Annotated in this window: 20 protein-coding genes; 11 read left to right on the top strand and 9 right to left on the bottom strand. The window is 39.0% G+C overall.

Annotation, left to right across the window (positions count from 1 at the left end; all coding sequences use genetic code 11):
• Positions 1-508 precede the first annotated feature (508 nt).
• Positions 509-1,078 (bottom strand): 1,6-anhydro-N-acetylmuramyl-L-alanine amidase AmpD, encoded by a 570-nt coding sequence (gene ampD, locus A3GE_RS0110315; RefSeq protein WP_018357179.1) that lies wholly within the window; start codon positions 1,076-1,078, stop codon positions 509-511.
• A gap of 123 nt (positions 1,079-1,201) precedes the next feature.
• Here ampD and A3GE_RS0110320 point away from each other — a divergent pair, with 123 nt between their 5' ends.
• From A3GE_RS0110320 to rhlB, 8 genes are all read left to right on the top strand, one after another.
• Positions 1,202-1,636, top strand: a complete 435-nt coding sequence (locus tag A3GE_RS0110320) for a prepilin-type N-terminal cleavage/methylation domain-containing protein (RefSeq protein WP_018357180.1) — start codon at positions 1,202-1,204, stop codon at positions 1,634-1,636.
• Entirely contained in the window at positions 1,633-3,024 is a 1,392-nt protein-coding gene (locus tag A3GE_RS0110325) for a GspE/PulE family protein (protein WP_018357181.1), read from the top strand. Before A3GE_RS0110320 ends, A3GE_RS0110325 begins: the two co-directional genes overlap by 4 nt.
• A 1-nt stretch (position 3,025) precedes the next feature.
• The gene (locus tag A3GE_RS0110330; RefSeq protein WP_018357182.1) at positions 3,026-4,246 is read left to right on the top strand and encodes a type II secretion system F family protein; all 1,221 of its coding nucleotides are present in this window, start codon (positions 3,026-3,028) and stop codon (positions 4,244-4,246) included.
• Positions 4,243-4,932: a prepilin peptidase gene (locus tag A3GE_RS0110335; RefSeq protein WP_018357183.1), complete on the top strand. Its 690-nt coding sequence runs from the start codon at positions 4,243-4,245 to the stop codon at positions 4,930-4,932. The genes A3GE_RS0110330 and A3GE_RS0110335 overlap by 4 nt, the downstream gene beginning before the upstream one ends.
• Positions 4,933-4,941: 9 nt before the next feature.
• The gene (gene coaE / locus A3GE_RS0110340) at positions 4,942-5,562 is read left to right on the top strand and encodes a dephospho-CoA kinase (protein ID WP_018357184.1); all 621 of its coding nucleotides are present in this window, start codon (positions 4,942-4,944) and stop codon (positions 5,560-5,562) included.
• A complete protein-coding gene (yacG, locus tag A3GE_RS0110345) occupies positions 5,555-5,761 on the top strand; it encodes a DNA gyrase inhibitor YacG (protein WP_018357185.1) in 207 nt (68 codons plus the stop codon). The genes coaE and yacG overlap by 8 nt, the downstream gene beginning before the upstream one ends.
• Positions 5,758-6,030 carry a GNAT family N-acetyltransferase gene (locus A3GE_RS0110350; protein WP_018357186.1) on the top strand — a complete coding sequence of 91 codons (273 nt, stop codon included), beginning with the start codon at positions 5,758-5,760 and terminating at the stop codon, positions 6,028-6,030. Before yacG ends, A3GE_RS0110350 begins: the two co-directional genes overlap by 4 nt.
• A 117-nt stretch (positions 6,031-6,147) precedes the next feature.
• Entirely contained in the window at positions 6,148-7,398 is a 1,251-nt protein-coding gene (rhlB, locus tag A3GE_RS0110355) for an ATP-dependent RNA helicase RhlB (RefSeq protein ID WP_018357187.1), read from the top strand.
• A gap of 37 nt (positions 7,399-7,435) precedes the next feature.
• On the opposite strand, the gene A3GE_RS0110360 is transcribed toward rhlB, so the two are convergent.
• The 4 genes from A3GE_RS0110360 to bcp all read right to left on the bottom strand — a co-directional run bounded on the left by A3GE_RS0110360 (position 7,436) and on the right by bcp (position 9,731).
• Positions 7,436-8,206, bottom strand: a complete 771-nt coding sequence (locus tag A3GE_RS0110360) for an energy transducer TonB family protein (protein WP_018357188.1) — start codon at positions 8,204-8,206, stop codon at positions 7,436-7,438.
• A gap of 8 nt (positions 8,207-8,214) precedes the next feature.
• On the bottom strand, positions 8,215-8,622 hold the full coding sequence (gene exbD / locus A3GE_RS0110365) for a TonB system transport protein ExbD (protein ID WP_018357189.1): 408 nt from the start codon (positions 8,620-8,622) through the stop codon (positions 8,215-8,217).
• Positions 8,623-8,624: 2 nt separating this feature from the next.
• The gene (gene exbB / locus A3GE_RS0110370) at positions 8,625-9,077 is read right to left on the bottom strand and encodes a TonB-system energizer ExbB (protein WP_018357190.1); all 453 of its coding nucleotides are present in this window, start codon (positions 9,075-9,077) and stop codon (positions 8,625-8,627) included.
• 186 nt (positions 9,078-9,263) lie between these two features.
• Positions 9,264-9,731, bottom strand: a complete 468-nt coding sequence (gene bcp / locus A3GE_RS0110375) for a thioredoxin-dependent thiol peroxidase (RefSeq protein ID WP_026215478.1) — start codon at positions 9,729-9,731, stop codon at positions 9,264-9,266.
• Between the two features lie 106 nt (positions 9,732-9,837).
• Here bcp and dapA point away from each other — a divergent pair, with 106 nt between their 5' ends.
• Both dapA and bamC read left to right on the top strand, forming a co-directional pair.
• Complete coding sequence (gene dapA / locus A3GE_RS0110380) at positions 9,838-10,734, top strand: 4-hydroxy-tetrahydrodipicolinate synthase (RefSeq protein WP_018357192.1); 897 nt, start codon at positions 9,838-9,840, stop codon at positions 10,732-10,734.
• A 92-nt stretch (positions 10,735-10,826) separates the two neighbouring features.
• Positions 10,827-11,831 (top strand): NlpB/DapX family lipoprotein, encoded by a 1,005-nt coding sequence (gene bamC / locus A3GE_RS0110385; protein ID WP_018357193.1) that lies wholly within the window; start codon positions 10,827-10,829, stop codon positions 11,829-11,831.
• 64 nt (positions 11,832-11,895) lie between these two features.
• Here the strand turns inward: bamC and A3GE_RS0110390 are convergent, their stop codons facing one another.
• The 3 genes from A3GE_RS0110390 to arsC form a co-directional block, all read right to left on the bottom strand.
• The gene (locus tag A3GE_RS0110390; RefSeq protein WP_018357194.1) at positions 11,896-12,192 is read right to left on the bottom strand and encodes a DUF5377 family protein; all 297 of its coding nucleotides are present in this window, start codon (positions 12,190-12,192) and stop codon (positions 11,896-11,898) included.
• Between the two features lie 21 nt (positions 12,193-12,213).
• Positions 12,214-12,459 (bottom strand): alternative ribosome-rescue factor A, encoded by a 246-nt coding sequence (locus A3GE_RS0110395; RefSeq protein WP_018357195.1) that lies wholly within the window; start codon positions 12,457-12,459, stop codon positions 12,214-12,216.
• Positions 12,460-12,526: 67 nt separating this feature from the next.
• Complete coding sequence (gene arsC / locus A3GE_RS0110400; RefSeq protein WP_018357196.1) at positions 12,527-12,877, bottom strand: arsenate reductase (glutaredoxin); 351 nt, start codon at positions 12,875-12,877, stop codon at positions 12,527-12,529.
• A gap of 78 nt (positions 12,878-12,955) precedes the next feature.
• Between arsC and A3GE_RS0110405 the strand changes: the two genes are divergently transcribed.
• Positions 12,956-14,008, top strand: a complete 1,053-nt coding sequence (locus A3GE_RS0110405) for an AI-2E family transporter (RefSeq protein ID WP_018357197.1) — start codon at positions 12,956-12,958, stop codon at positions 14,006-14,008.
• A gap of 63 nt (positions 14,009-14,071) precedes the next feature.
• Here the strand turns inward: A3GE_RS0110405 and tsaA are convergent, their stop codons facing one another.
• On the bottom strand, positions 14,072-14,806 hold the full coding sequence (tsaA, locus tag A3GE_RS0110410; RefSeq protein ID WP_018357198.1) for a tRNA (N6-threonylcarbamoyladenosine(37)-N6)-methyltransferase TrmO: 735 nt from the start codon (positions 14,804-14,806) through the stop codon (positions 14,072-14,074).
• Between the last annotated feature and the right edge of the window lie 50 nt (positions 14,807-14,856).

A 14,856-nucleotide genomic window follows, 5' to 3' on the forward strand; every position in this document is an offset into this window, starting at 1 on the left:
ATCGTTTTACCTTAAATTTTTATATAAAAATAGTCTGCGGATTGTTTCACAAATTAGTGTTTTTATCAACCAAAGCGGTAAAAGTGCGGCTATTACCCAAACAATTTTAGATTGTGGATAACATTGTGGCTAACTTAATCATAATCCACAATAAACCTGTGTGAAAAACTGAAAAAATCGTTTTCTCCTACTAGATCGTTTCGCTTTAATAAATTTTTTCTGTAAAGATCCTTTTAAAAAAGAAACCGCACTTTATTTCATCAAAGTGCGGTTGAAAAACATTCATTATTCCCAAATGGAGGATTGTCGGCTGAGCTTTCTGCCCTTTCTGAAGATTATCCAATATTTCTGTGGATAAAATTGTGATTGGGAAAATTCAAAATACGGTATAACTTTTCCCAATCCGGCAAAGGGGATTTTCTAAACGATTTAATTCCTTATAATTCAAATAATTAACTTAAAATTTATTGAACAACCATAATGTGAATAACATAATAAATTTTACTGTCTATTTTTTATACAGAGAATTAATCCCGTTCAAATAACGTTCCCAATCAAAGTACTGACCGGGATCGATTTTACGTCCCGGAGATATGTCCGAATGCCCCACAATACGATTTAGCGTAATGTCCGGATAAGCAGACATAATGCACGCTGTAAGTTGTTGCAATGCTTCATATTGCGCATCGGTAAAAGGCAGTTCATTGCTACCTTCAAGTTCAATACCAATGGAAAAATCATTACATCTTTCGCGATCTTCAAAACTAGAAATCCCTGCATGCCATGCACGATCATTAAAATTTACATATTGTGTAATGACGCCACAACGATCAATCAAACAATGGGCTGACACACTCATTTGATAAATTTCTTTAAAATAAGGATGAAGGCAAGGATCCAATTTTCCTTGAAAGAAGTCATCAATGTAACCACCTCCGAACTGTTCCGGCGGAAGGCTGATATAGTGGATAACTAATAAAGAAATATCTTTAGGATCAGGACGTTCATCAAAATATTCTGAAGGAATTTGACGACAATCTTTCAGCCAGCCCTCCTCAATACATTTCAGTTTTTTCATTATTTTCTCCTACTTGTACGATCAGTATCGCAGAAAAAGTGCGGTCAATTTTACAAAGTTTTTTTCCTTCTACACAATGCTCTCGCCAATATTGGCTTCACCTATATCTATAAAGGAAAATCAATGAAACTCACTCAGCCTAAACCGAAAAAAGGATTCACACTCATCGAGCTAATGATCGTAATTGCTATCATTGCAATTCTTGCCACTATTGCCATTCCGTCTTATCAAAATTATACCAAAAAGGCGGCAATGTCTGAATTGCTACAGGCCTCAGCTCCGCTTAAATCAGATGTCGAGCTTTGTGTTTACGGAACAGGAAATACCTCAAATTGTAGTGGTGGTTCAAACGGTGTTGCCGCTAACGTCACTACAGCGAAAGGCTACATAAAAAATATCAGCACGAGTGCAGGCGCAATTACCGTTTCCGGCAATGGAACACTAGATGGCGTGGAATATACCCTCACGGCAAGCGGTGATAAATCTAACGGAATTACTTGGTCAACAACTTGTATCGGTGATATTTCACTATTCCCTGCCGGATTCTGCTCAAAATGACAGATTTTGCATTACTTGAACATCGCGTAACAGCTCAAAATGGTGAGATTTTTTCGATCTCACCAGATTTATGGGAACGCAATAAACACCAACACACATTGTTCTTGAACTATTTTTCCTTGCCTTTAAAAGAAGAGGAAAACCGTTTATGGCTCGGTGTCGATTCTCTTTCCAATCTCTCTGCTTGTGAAACTATTGCTTTTATTACCGGAAAGCTGGTCGAACCGGTTTTACTTGACAGCGAACAACTCAAAGATCTCCTACAACAACTTTCACCTCAATCCATGCAAGTAGAAGATCAAATGAATTTTTACCACCATCAAGAACAAGAGCATCAGGAAAAAAACAATGACGAACCGATCATCCAATTACTAAATCGTATTTTTGAGTCGGCGCTACAAAAAAATGCGTCCGATATTCACTTGGAAACTTTACAGGACTGTTTTCAAGTACGGTTTAGAATTGATGGAGTTTTACAACTCCAATCCCCAATTAGTAAAAGTTTAGCCAATCGGTTAATCTCCCGATTAAAACTTCTTGCTAAACTTGATATCAGCGAAACCCGATTACCACAAGACGGGCGTTTTCAGTTTAAAACAACCTTCTCCGATATTCTTGATTTCCGCCTTTCTACATTACCGACCCACTGGGGCGAAAAAGTAGTACTTCGTGCGCAACAAAATAAGCCGGTAGAATTGAGTTTTGCAGAACTAGGGATGACAGAAGCACAACAACAGGCTTTTCAGCAGGCTCTCAGCCAACCGCAAGGTTTAATTCTGGTTACCGGCCCAACAGGTAGCGGGAAAAGTATCTCACTTTATACCGCACTTCAGTGGCTAAACACACCGGATAAACACATCATGACGGCTGAAGATCCTATTGAAATTGAATTAACAGGGATTATCCAAAGCCAGATTAATCCAAAAATCGGACTAGATTTTAGTCGCTTACTACGTTCTTTTTTACGACAAGATCCCGATATTATTATGCTAGGAGAAATTCGAGATGAAGAAAGTGCAGCAATGGCGTTACGGGCTGCTCAAACCGGCCATTTAGTACTTTCCACATTACACACCAATGATGCCCTTTCCGCCATTTCACGCTTACAGCAACTTGGTATTCAACAACATGAAATTGAAAGCAGCTTATTGTTAGTGATAGCCCAAAGGCTTGTACGAAAACGTTGCCCCAAATGCAGTCAATTTCCTACAAATTCTTGTGATTGTCATCAAGGTTATCGTGGGAGAATTGGTGTTTATCAATTCTTACATCGGCAACAAAACGGCTATCAAACCGATTTTGATAATCTCCATCAAAGTGGGTTAGAAAAAGTGAATCAAGGCATTACCGATAAAGCGGAAATTTATCGTGTTTTGGGAGGCGTATAAAATGGCGAAAAAGCTTTTTTATTACCAAGGACAAAATTCCTTAAAACAAATGCAAAGAGGGTCAATCATTGCCGAGTCTGCTCAACAAGCCCAATTCCAATTGATGAATCGAGGTCTAACCAACATTAAATTAAAACAGAACTGGCAACTCAGTAGCAAACCTAAAAACACAGAAATTAGCGCATTATTAAACCAGCTTTCAACACTCCTTCAGTCAGCTATTCCACTCAAAAGTAGTTTACAGATTTTGCAACAAAATTGTACGCAACTTGCTTTAAATACATGGTTAGAACAGATTTTAAAGTCTATTGAAAGCGGGCTTGCCTTTTCTCAAAGCATTGAACAACAAGGTAAATATATTACACGTCAAGAAATCCAATTAATTCAAGTTGGTGAAATGACGGGAAAACTGGCAACTGTTTGTAGCAAAATTGCAGCACATCGCCAACAATCCCTCACACTACAACGTAAATTACAAAAAATTATGCTTTATCCCTCAATGGTATTAGGGATTTCTTTATTACTTACCCTTGGTCTTTTGCTTTTTATCGTGCCGCAATTTGCTGAAATGTATCAAGGCAATCACACCGAATTACCTGCATTAACATCTGTTTTACTTAGCACATCAAATTTTCTAAAAAAAGACATCGGAGTCTTACTATTTTTTACGATGATATTCGCTCTGTTTTATCAGCTAAAATTAAAACATTCCACACTCTTTCATCATAAAAAATCTCAAATCATTACTGTCATACCTATCTTGGGAAATATTCAGCAACTATCCCGTTTAGTAAATTTTAGCCAAAGTTTATACATAATGTTGCAAGCAGGTGTTCCCCTTAATCAGGCTTTAAGCAGCTTTCTGCCACGCACACAAACTTGGCAAACCAAGAAAATTATCGTGAGTGATCAGATTCTTGATGCAGAAGTGCGGTCAATTTTACAGTGGGTTTCACAGGGTTATGCCTTTTCAGATAGCGTCAGTAGCCACCTCTTTCCAATGGAAGCGCAACAAATGTTACAAATTGGTGAAAAAAGCGGAAAACTGGCGCTGATGCTACAGCACATTTCAGAAAGCTACCAAGACAAACTCAATCATCAAATTGATCTCCTTTCCCAAATGCTAGAACCCTTAATGATGGTGATTATTGGAAGCCTCATCGGCATCATTATGATGGGAATGTATTTACCGATTTTTAATATGGGATCGGTAGTCCAATGATATACTTTGCAAGTTTTTTACTCGGCGGAATCTTTGGTATTGCATTATGGCTTTACGTTTCCACTTTCACCAAACGCTTACAAACCGATATTTATCACTCTTACATAGAGCTGTTCCCGCAAAATCCGCCGCCATTTCAACCGCATTTTTCCATTATTCAAGGAAAAAAGTGCGGTCATTTTTTACGCTATTTTTGTATCGTTGGATTTTTGTTTGCCTTACTAACCCTTACCGCAGAAAATGCGTTTTTAACTTTATGGATTGGTTGCTCAATCGTTTTGCTTTGGGCTATCGCTTACCTCGATTGGCAATATCAACTAATTTCAACAACGCCTTGTCTTATATTAACTGCTTTAGGATTCATTGGTGCATCACAATCTTTTTCCTCTTTAACGTTAGAAGAAAGCCTACAAAGTGCGGTTATTTTTTTCCTCCTTTTTTATGGCATTTATTGGATCGCAAAATGGTACTATAAAGAAGAAGCGTTCGGTCAAGGCGATTATTGGCTTGCCCTAGGCATTGGCAGCTACTTACCGTTAAAACACTTCCCTATCTTTTTATTAATTGCTTGTTTACTGGGCATTTTCTTTACTTTTCTCTCCACCAAAAGACTGGTTTTTTTGCCTTTTGCCCCTTTTCTCATCCTCTCAAGTTTTGTAGTATGGCTATTCAATTATTACCCATAAGGAAGAGTCATGACCTATATTGTAGGACTGACCGGCGGCATTGGTAGTGGCAAAAGCACGATTGCCAATTTATTTGCAGAGCTTGGTGTACCTATCGTGGATGCCGACATTGTCGCACGTGAAGTAGTGGCAAAAGGTACGCCTTTACTTGAACAAATTGCCAAACATTTTAGTCAGTCTATTTTATTAGAAAATGGCGAACTCAACCGCCCTGCATTACGCCGGATAATCTTTGCTAACGAAGCGGAAAAAAATTGGCTCAATAGCCTATTACATCCTGCTATTCGGGAAGCCATGTTGAAACAACTTTCTACACAAACCGCTCCCTATACGCTTTTCGTGGTACCACTTCTGATTGAAAATAATCTTACTGAGCTTTGTCATCGTGTACTTGTTGTAGATGTCAGCCCACAAACCCAACTAATGCGGGCGACAAAACGTGATAAAAATAATTTTGAACAAATTCGACAAATTATGAATTCACAAGTGAACAGAACAGAACGGTTAAAATGGGCAACGGAGATCATTAATAATGACAAAGATTTGGCTGAAAACTTACCGCACCTAAAGCAAAAAGTGCTAGAATTGCACTGTTTTTATTTACAACAAGCGGAAAAAATAAATGTCTGAAGAAATTATTGAAGTCCCCTGCCCAATTTGTCAAAAAGCCGTTCCTTGGACGGCAGAAAGCCCATTTCGCCCCTTCTGTAGCAAACGTTGCCAACTTATAGACCTTGGCGAATGGGCAGCAGAAGAAAAAGCCATTCCAAGTGATACCGCCGATTTTGCTATGAATCCTAATGTAAGCGATGAATGGAGTGTAAAGTGAAAATTCATCATCAAGAAGATCATCAAAAAGGTGAATTTTTTATTTTGAATGAACAAGGGGAGAAAATCGCCAAACTTACTTATTTTTACGAAACGGAAAATAAAATTAATGCGAATCATACCTTTGTGTCAAACCAACTCCGCGGACAAGGTATCGCTGATAAACTTTATCAAGCATTACTAGCCTTCATCACAAAAAATCAGTTGGCACTTCATCCCACTTGCAGCTACATTGAACGCAAATGGGAAAGGAGCAACAACAAGAAATGAATAATAAAAAACAGAAAACAATTTTCCATTTTCTGTTTTAATGTAGAATGCGGTGATTTTTGAGTAATTTCCCCATTCGTGCTATCCTCAAGCCATTTTTAATAGACTGTAATTTCCATGCAACAAGATTATTTAAGCCAACAGCGATTTGCTGATTTTCCTTTACACCCTATTGTATTAAAAGCCTTACAAACCAAAGGCTTTGAGTATTGCACGCCGATTCAGGCTCTTTCATTGCCTATCAGCCTGCAAGGTAAAGATATTGCAGGCCAAGCTCAAACCGGTACGGGTAAAACTATAGCCTTTTTAACGACGACCTTCCACCATCTGCTTACCTATAAAAAAGATAAAACGGAGCACAATCAACCGCAAGCATTGATTCTTGCACCAACCCGTGAGCTTGCTGTTCAAATTAGCAATGATGCGGAATTTTTAGCAAAAGCGAGCGGATTAAAAACAGCCATTGCGTATGGCGGGGATGGCTACGACAAACAATTACAAGCTATTGAACGCGGAGTGGATATTTTAATCGGTACGACGGGGCGTATTATTGATTATGTAAAACAAGGTACGATTCGTTTAGATCAGATCCAAATTGTCGTCTTGGACGAAGCGGATCGAATGTTTGATCTGGGTTTCATTCGCGATATTCGTTATTTATTGCGTAAATGCCCTTCTCCACAAAGCCGTTTAACTATGCTGTTTTCGGCAACCCTGTCATACAAAGTACGTGAACTTGCTTTCGAAGATATGAACGATCCGGAATACATCGAAATTGAACCCGAACAAAAAACCGGTCATCGCATTAAGGAGGAATTATTTTATCCTTCCAACCAAGACAAAATGGCACTATTACTGACTTTGATAGAGGAAGAATGGCCTGAACGCTGTATTGTATTTGCCAATACCAAACATCGCTGCGAAGAAATTTGGCGCTATTTAGTGGCAGACGGGCATCGTGCAGGCTTGCTAACCGGTGACATTGCACAGAAAAAACGTCTTACACTATTAAAACAATTCACTGATGGTTCTTTAGATATTCTTGTCGCAACCGATGTAGCGGCCCGAGGATTACATATCGCAGATGTTACCCATGTATTTAATTATGATTTACCGGATGATCGTGAAGATTATGTACACCGCATCGGACGTACCGGTCGTGCCGGTGAAAGCGGTATTTCAATTAGTTTCGCCTGTGAAGAATACGCAATGAATTTACCGGCTATTGAGGAATACATTGGGCATTCGATTCCCGTCAGCCAATATGATCAAACATCTCTATTAAGTTTACCTAAACCGTTTCCTTTAAAACCCCGATCAAACAATCATTCACGGGTAGCGATGAGAAGTCGTACTTACCGAAAATAATACAAAAAGGCAGAAGTTTACCTCTGCCTTTTTTATTTTACTGCAAGCTAAATCGAATCGGAACCGATAGATTACTTGCAAATCCATGTGGTTTGGGTCCAATCGGTCTTGCACTTTTCACCGCTTTCAATGCAGCTTTATCCAAACTGTCATCACCTGAGGATTTAATGACATTTTCATTACTTAACGAACCATCATGACCAACATTAAACGAGATATGAACCACCCCTTGTTTACGCATCATTTTCGCACGCATCGGATAATCTTTTCGACGCTCGATCTCACGGTAAAGCGCAGCTTTATAAGCGGCAATTTCATTTGTATTTGAACCGCTCCCTACCATATTTGCATTGGTATTTACACTACCGGTTGCCGTCGCTTTTAAATTTACCGTTGATGTAGAATTGACATTACGATCGCCTACCGGCAAGTTTTGTGATTGCTCTGATTCCTTCACCTGCTTTTTCGATTTTTCTTTCGGTGGTTTTGGTTTATCTTTTGGTTTTTCCGGTTTCTTCTCCGGCTGTTTTTTCTTTTCAGGTTCCGGTTTTTTTGTCGGATCTGAAACAACTTCTTCTTTTGCTGATTCAGGTTCGACTTTTTGAGGTTCCGATTCAGGCTCGGGTTCAACCTCTTCAACACGCATTCCTTGCACCATTTCCATTGAAATTGTCGTTGCTAGCTCACCGGCATGATTATTTGCGCTGTCATTAGATTCATACCAATTCCATAACAACGCACTAACGATTGCTCCATGAATGAGAAGCGAAATAAGCAAAGCTAGAGATGAACGTTTAGCTTGTTGCATAACTTTTCCTATTTACCGGCAGGTGTCGCACCGGTGCCTTTATCTTTCATTGATACCAGAGCCACATTTTTGATCTCGTTTTTGGCTAGTAAATCGGTAATGGTCACAAAATCCTGAAAACTCGCTTCCGCATCAATTTTCAACGTCACTTTTTGCCCTTTATCCCATTGACTAATTTCCGCCCCTAAGGATTCCTGTGAAATAGGTTTATCGTTATAGTAAAGTTCCCCTTTCGAAGTCACCGTTAGCAATTTAGCCAAATCATCGGATTTAAAAGCGACTGTTGTACTTGCTTTTGGTACATTTACTTGAATTTTTCCCTGCGAAATAAATGACGCGGTAATCAAAACAATAGCCAGTAGCACCAACATAATGTCAATGAAAGGAATAATGTTGATTTCATCAAATTTTTTCACGATTATTCCTTATCTTTCTGTGAATTTAACACTTTCCATTTTAAACGGTTTACTTCAATTTTACGGTTTAAACCGCTATAAAACACCATAGCCGGAATAGCCACCAAAATACCAAGTGCAGTCGCTTTTAGCGCCAAAGAAAGATGCAACATAATTTCACCGGCATCCACATCACCTCCACTCTGACCGATTTGATAGAAAGTCAATAAAATACCGATAACCGTACCTAACAGCCCGACATAGGGCGCATTTGCACCGACAGTAGAAATCGTAGTCATATTACGATTCAGATCGATATCCAATGCATGAATATTAGAATATTTGCCTACATTAATTCTGCTTAGAAAAATAAAGCGTTCAATAACCATTGCAAGCATAATTACGCTCATAATAAATAAAAGTCCGATAATAATGTAATCGCTGTATTTTTGTAAAAATTCGAAAAGTTGAGGCATTTTTTATCCTTAAAACACAAAAAAGTAATTGAGAATTAGTTTCAATTAGAAATCAAATTCTAGCAAAAGGAAATGAGATCGTAAATATTAAATGAGATCGTAAGTATTAATTGAGGGAAAAACACAGTGATTTTTAACCGCACTTTGAGTAAAAAAACCAAAAGTGCGGTAAATTTTATGAGAGATTTAGAGAGATTGAAGGTAATCTAAAACGACTTGATGATGCTCACCGGTCTTAAATTTATCGAATACTTGTTGAATTTTGCCTTGCTCATCAATAAGAAAGCTTATTCGATGGATACCATCGTAAGTTCTTCCCATAAATTTCTTTTCTCCCCAGACACCAAATTGCTCGGCAACTTGATGATTTTCATCTGAAAGCAAGGTGAAATTGAGTGCTTTTTTCTCTATAAACTGTGCTAATTTCTTAGGACTGTCGGGGCTAATACCTAAAATGACGACACCCAATTTTTCCAGCTCCTTCTTCGTATCACGCAATCCGCAAGCCTGTGTTGTGCAACCCGGTGTGAGGGCTTTTGGATAAAAATAAATAAGCACTTTTTTGCCTTTAAATTCCACAAGAGAAACCGGCATATCAGCCTGATTATTTAATGTAAACTGCGGTGCAGTGTCACCCACTTGTAATGTTTTCATAGAAAATTCCTCAAAATAAAAAAATGATTTGCAAATTTTAGTCATTTTAGCGATCCTAGCAGGCGCTTTTCAAATATTAATCACGATAATCTGAAACGGAGGTTTTATGTCTACGCAAAATCCCTTATTTTTTGGCAGCATTGTTGCTTTAGTCACCCCAATGGATAATCACGGAGGAATTGATTTTGAAACCTTAGAAAAATTAGTGGAGTTTCATATTGACGCAGGCACCGATGCCATCGTTTCAGTAGGCACGACAGGTGAATCTGCAACATTAAGCATTGAAGAAAATGTCAAAGTGATTGAGAAAACCGTAGAACTGGCAAAAGGACGTATTCCAATCATTGCGGGAACCGGAGCCAATGCAACCAGCGAAGCAATTGTAATGACAAAACTTGTACGTGATAGCGGCGTGGCAGGCTGTCTTTCCGTCGTGCCGTATTACAACAAGCCAACGCAAGAAGGGATGTATCAACATTTTAAAGCCATTGCCGAATGTACCGATTTACCTCAGATTCTTTACAATGTTCCGGGACGAACCGGCAGTGATATGAAACCGGAAACTGTTGCACGTTTAGCCCAAATTGAAAATATCGTTGGTATAAAAGAAGCAACAGGTGAAATCAATCGCGTAACGGAAATCAAAAAATTAGCAGGAAAAGATTTCATTGTATTAAGCGGCGATGATTCAACCGGATTAGAAGCGATGAAATTAGGAGCTGAGGGTGTAATTTCTGTCACCAACAACCTTGCTGCTAAAGATATGGCAGAAATGTGCCGCTTAGTACGCATGGGAGAACTTTCCAAAGCAGAAGAAATTAATCAGCGTTTAATGGCCTTACATCGTGATTTATTTGTGGAGTCCAACCCGATTCCGGTGAAATGGGCGGCTTATCGTTTAGGGTTAATCAAATCGCCTTCTATTCGTTTACCATTAACGATTCTTAGTGAAAATGCTCAACCAAAAGTTGAGGCAGCATTAAAAACAGCAGGTTTGATTTAATGATCTCCAGGGGCTGGTTTGCAGCCCAAACTTTCTGAACAACTCATTGTCAAAGTGCGGTCAATTTTTTTATTTATTTTAAAGGATTTATTATGAAGAAGATTCTCTTAGGATTAGCAACGGTGACATTATTATCCGCCTGTTCAACCGATCCTGAAAAATTACAAAGCGCAAATGATAGTTATCAAAAGTCAAACTCACCAGTCCCAAGTTTCTCACCTCTGGCGAGCGGTGGCGTTAATCTGCCAAAACAGGCATCCGCCTATGAGGTGCCGAATATTGCCATTAAAAAAGATACCGCTGTAGATATTCGCCCGCCATCAACACCTTTGGCAATTATCAAAAACTCACTCACGCAATTTGATGGCGAACGCGCTTTGATTGTTTATTCTAATGAACAAGCCTCACTTTATAACCTACAACAGATTCAACGACTCTTAAAAGAAGAAAATATTGATTCAACAATCAGTGGTACGATTCTCACAACGGATTGGCATAGTACCGGACGTATTGATGACAAAGCCAATACTGAAATTCAATACCAAGTGGAGCAGGTTTCAGCCCATGATGCGAGTGCTTTGACGGTTTCAGTCAAACAAATGCGTCGTGACGGTATTATTTTCACCCCTAGCGTGGCAGAAAAACAACGCTATACCTCCGCTCGCTTAAATCATTTTGTTGCAACATTAACCAATAACTATACGAAGCAACAACAAGATCTCAACAATGCCTCCGTGGGTGCATTCCAATCAGGACTAATTACCGATATAAATGGGAGAACTGCATTGGGTATGGAGGCAACCTTTGGTCAAGCGTGGGAAAAATTAGGTTCAGTGCTGCCAAAAGTGGGATTTGACATCAAATCAGAAACAGCCGGTCGCGGACAACGTGAATTAAAATATTCACCTCTAGATAAAGAGGATTGGTTACGTTTAGGTGTCAATAAACCAGATCTCGAAAAAGGCACCTATTTTATGCAACTCTCTGCCATTGGAAAACAAAGTGCCGTTGTGATTACTGATGAAGAAAATAAAGCATTAAGTGGTGAATCCGCTCAAGTGGTTTACCAAACCCTTGGTGCGTTGCTTGCGAAATAAATAAAAAGTGCGGTTGATTTTCTCCTTGAATTTCAACCGCACTTTGCTTTTCCTGAAGATAGCACTATTCCGCTTTCACACCGAGATTACCAATTTTTACGCCCAATATACCAAGGGACACCGCATCTAAATAATCCCCCAAAAACTTAAATAATTCATTTAATTCTGTGAATGAGCGTTGGACTTTAATTTGCTCTTCTACTCTCCGTACAAACTCATAGCGAATCCCATTTTCTTCAAAGTGTGCAGTAAGGGTTAAATAAACGGTTTCAAAAAAATGGCTGCGTGCGCCTTCTTCACCCGGATCACTAATTCGTACATTCCATATTGTATTGAATAATGTTTCTGTTTTATTTGACATTTTTTACCTCATATTGCGCTTTTAACTTAAGAAAAACCCGATTATAAAGTTTCTGAAATCAAAAAATTTATAATCGGGCTTTTCAAAAAATTTCCCTACGTGTTTTTCTTTCCGTTGGTAACTGCCTTTTCCCTTACGTTTTTTCTCAATACGCTGATGGAATAATTTGTCATGTAATAATGCCATAATCGCATTATCCCTCACGACACCTCTCGTGTGCTGATAAACGGTTTGATTTTCAACCGCACTTTTTTGTTTCTTTGCCATAATTTTTCCTTAAAAAAGCCGTGAAGACATTTCCACGGCTGTCGTATTATACGGGTAAACCTTAAAATTACAAAATTTCAAGAACACTTTCCGGCGGTCGTCCGATTTTTGCTTTGTCGCCATTCAGCACGATAGGACGTTCAAGCAAAGCGGAATGCTCACTGATCGCATTCAATAAATCTGCATTCGTCAATGCCGAATCAGCAAGATTCAAGGATTGATAGAGTTCATCTTTCACCCGCATCATCAGGCGAATATCCGTAATACCTAATTTATCCGCCAGTTGTTGTAACTCAGCAACGGTGTATTGTTTTTGCAAATAAAGCTCAATCTTTGGATGAATACCTTTTGCCTCTAATAACGCCAAGGTTTCTCGACTTTTGGAGCAACGAGGATTGTGATAAATAATAACTGACATAGAATTTCCTTTGGCTGACTATAACTAGAGGGAATTTTAACTTATAATGAGAAAAAATACTCACTTGGATATTTGATTATGTTAGAAATGTTGAAAAGCTGGTATGCGCGCCGTTTGGGCGATCCTCAGGCTATGGGATTATTAGCAATTTTACTCTTTGGTTTTATTGCCATTTATTTTTTCGGTGATTTAATCGCCCCTTTACTTATCGCTATTGTGCTTGCCTATTTATTAGAAATGCCCATCAATTTTCTAACGAAAAATCTAAAACTTCCCCGTATGTTGGCCACTATTGTTATTTTTGGTGGTTTTATCGGTTTGGCGACGGTTTTCTTTTTAGTCCTTGTACCAATGCTTTGGAACCAAACAATTTCCCTATTAAGTGATTTACCTGCGATGTTCAACAAATTAAATGAATGGCTTCTTGGTTTGCCTGAACATTACCCGGAACTGATCGATTATTCAATGGTGGATGCTATCTTTAATTCTGTACGGGAAAAAATTCTTGGCTTTGGAGAATCTGCCGTCAAACTTTCGCTAGCCTCTATAATGAATCTCGTCTCACTTGGCATTTACGCCTTCCTCGTGCCATTAATGATGTTTTTTATGTTGAAGGATAAAGGCGAACTGTTACAAGGTGTAAGCCGTTTTTTACCACGCAATCGCCACCTTGCATTCAAAGTATGGACAGAAATGCAACAGCAAATCGCCAATTACATTCATGGAAAACTCTTAGAAATTTTAATTGTTACCTTGATCACTTACGTGATTTTCTTAATTTTCGGCTTAAATTATCCGCTCTTATTATCTGTTGCAGTTGGGCTATCCGTGCTGGTTCCCTACATTGGTGCGGTGCTTGTTACCATTCCCGTAGCACTTGTTGCCCTGTTCCAATTCGGCATCAGTCCGACTTTTTGGTATATCATCATTGCCTTTGCAGTGGGCCAACTCTTAGATGGTAATTTACTAGTCCCTTATTTGTTCTCTGAAGCAGTGAATTTACATCCTCTCATTATCATTATTTCCGTCCTCATTTTTGGCGGTTTATGGGGGTTCTGGGGCGTATTTTTTGCCATTCCGTTGGCAACATTGGTCAAAGCCGTGCTCAATGCGCTGCCGGAGGATCAATAAGAAGATAAATTTTATTTCCTGCATAGAGAGCATAAAATAAAACAGGGTAGTCCCCACTGATCTTCAAAGTGGATTACCCTGCTTTATTTTTTCAATATCCAATATTTCAACCACATCCACCGTCCCTGCTTTAATCTGCCACTTTATATTAAAATCATACAGGCTAATACCATAAATACGTTCACTTGGTTTGCCTTGTTGATAAGCCGGACGTGGATCTTGTTCGATAACATCACGAATAAAACGCATTAAGTGCGGTCGTTTTTCTTCAATTTTTTTGACCGCACTTTGTGCCTGCTCAGAAAACTCCACATGAAGTTTTACCGTCGGTTTTTCTTGTGCAAAGTCTGATTGCGCATTGGGTTCACTATCGGCATAGGCAATATAAGGTTTAATATCAAAAATCGGCGTGCCATCCACTAAATCTACCGCCCCTAAATGTAAAAACACCTTACCGCTAATACATTCCACTTTTCTCAATGCGACTTTCGATAAGCCAAGCGGATTTGGGCGATGAGTCGCCCGTGAAGCAAACACGCCTACACGCCGATTTCCTCCTAAACGGGGCGGTCTTACCGTAGGCTGCCATTTACCTTGAGAAATTTGATCAAACTGAAAAATTAACCAAAGATGGCTAAATTTTTCCAAACCGCGCACCGCCTCCGGTGAATTATAAGGCGGGAGCAACTCCACAATACCTACCCCGTCTTGCACTAAATCCGCTTGACGTGGTACTGAAAATTTCTCTTTGTAAGGTGTGTGAATAATAGCAATGGGCGATAGGATTAAATCATTCATAAATATTTAAGATTATTGTAGAATATGCCACTTATTGTAATAAAAAGTAC

This window comes from Rodentibacter pneumotropicus DSM 21403 (assembly GCF_000379905.1).
GTDB classification, from domain to species: domain Bacteria; phylum Pseudomonadota; class Gammaproteobacteria; order Enterobacterales; family Pasteurellaceae; genus Rodentibacter; species Rodentibacter pneumotropicus.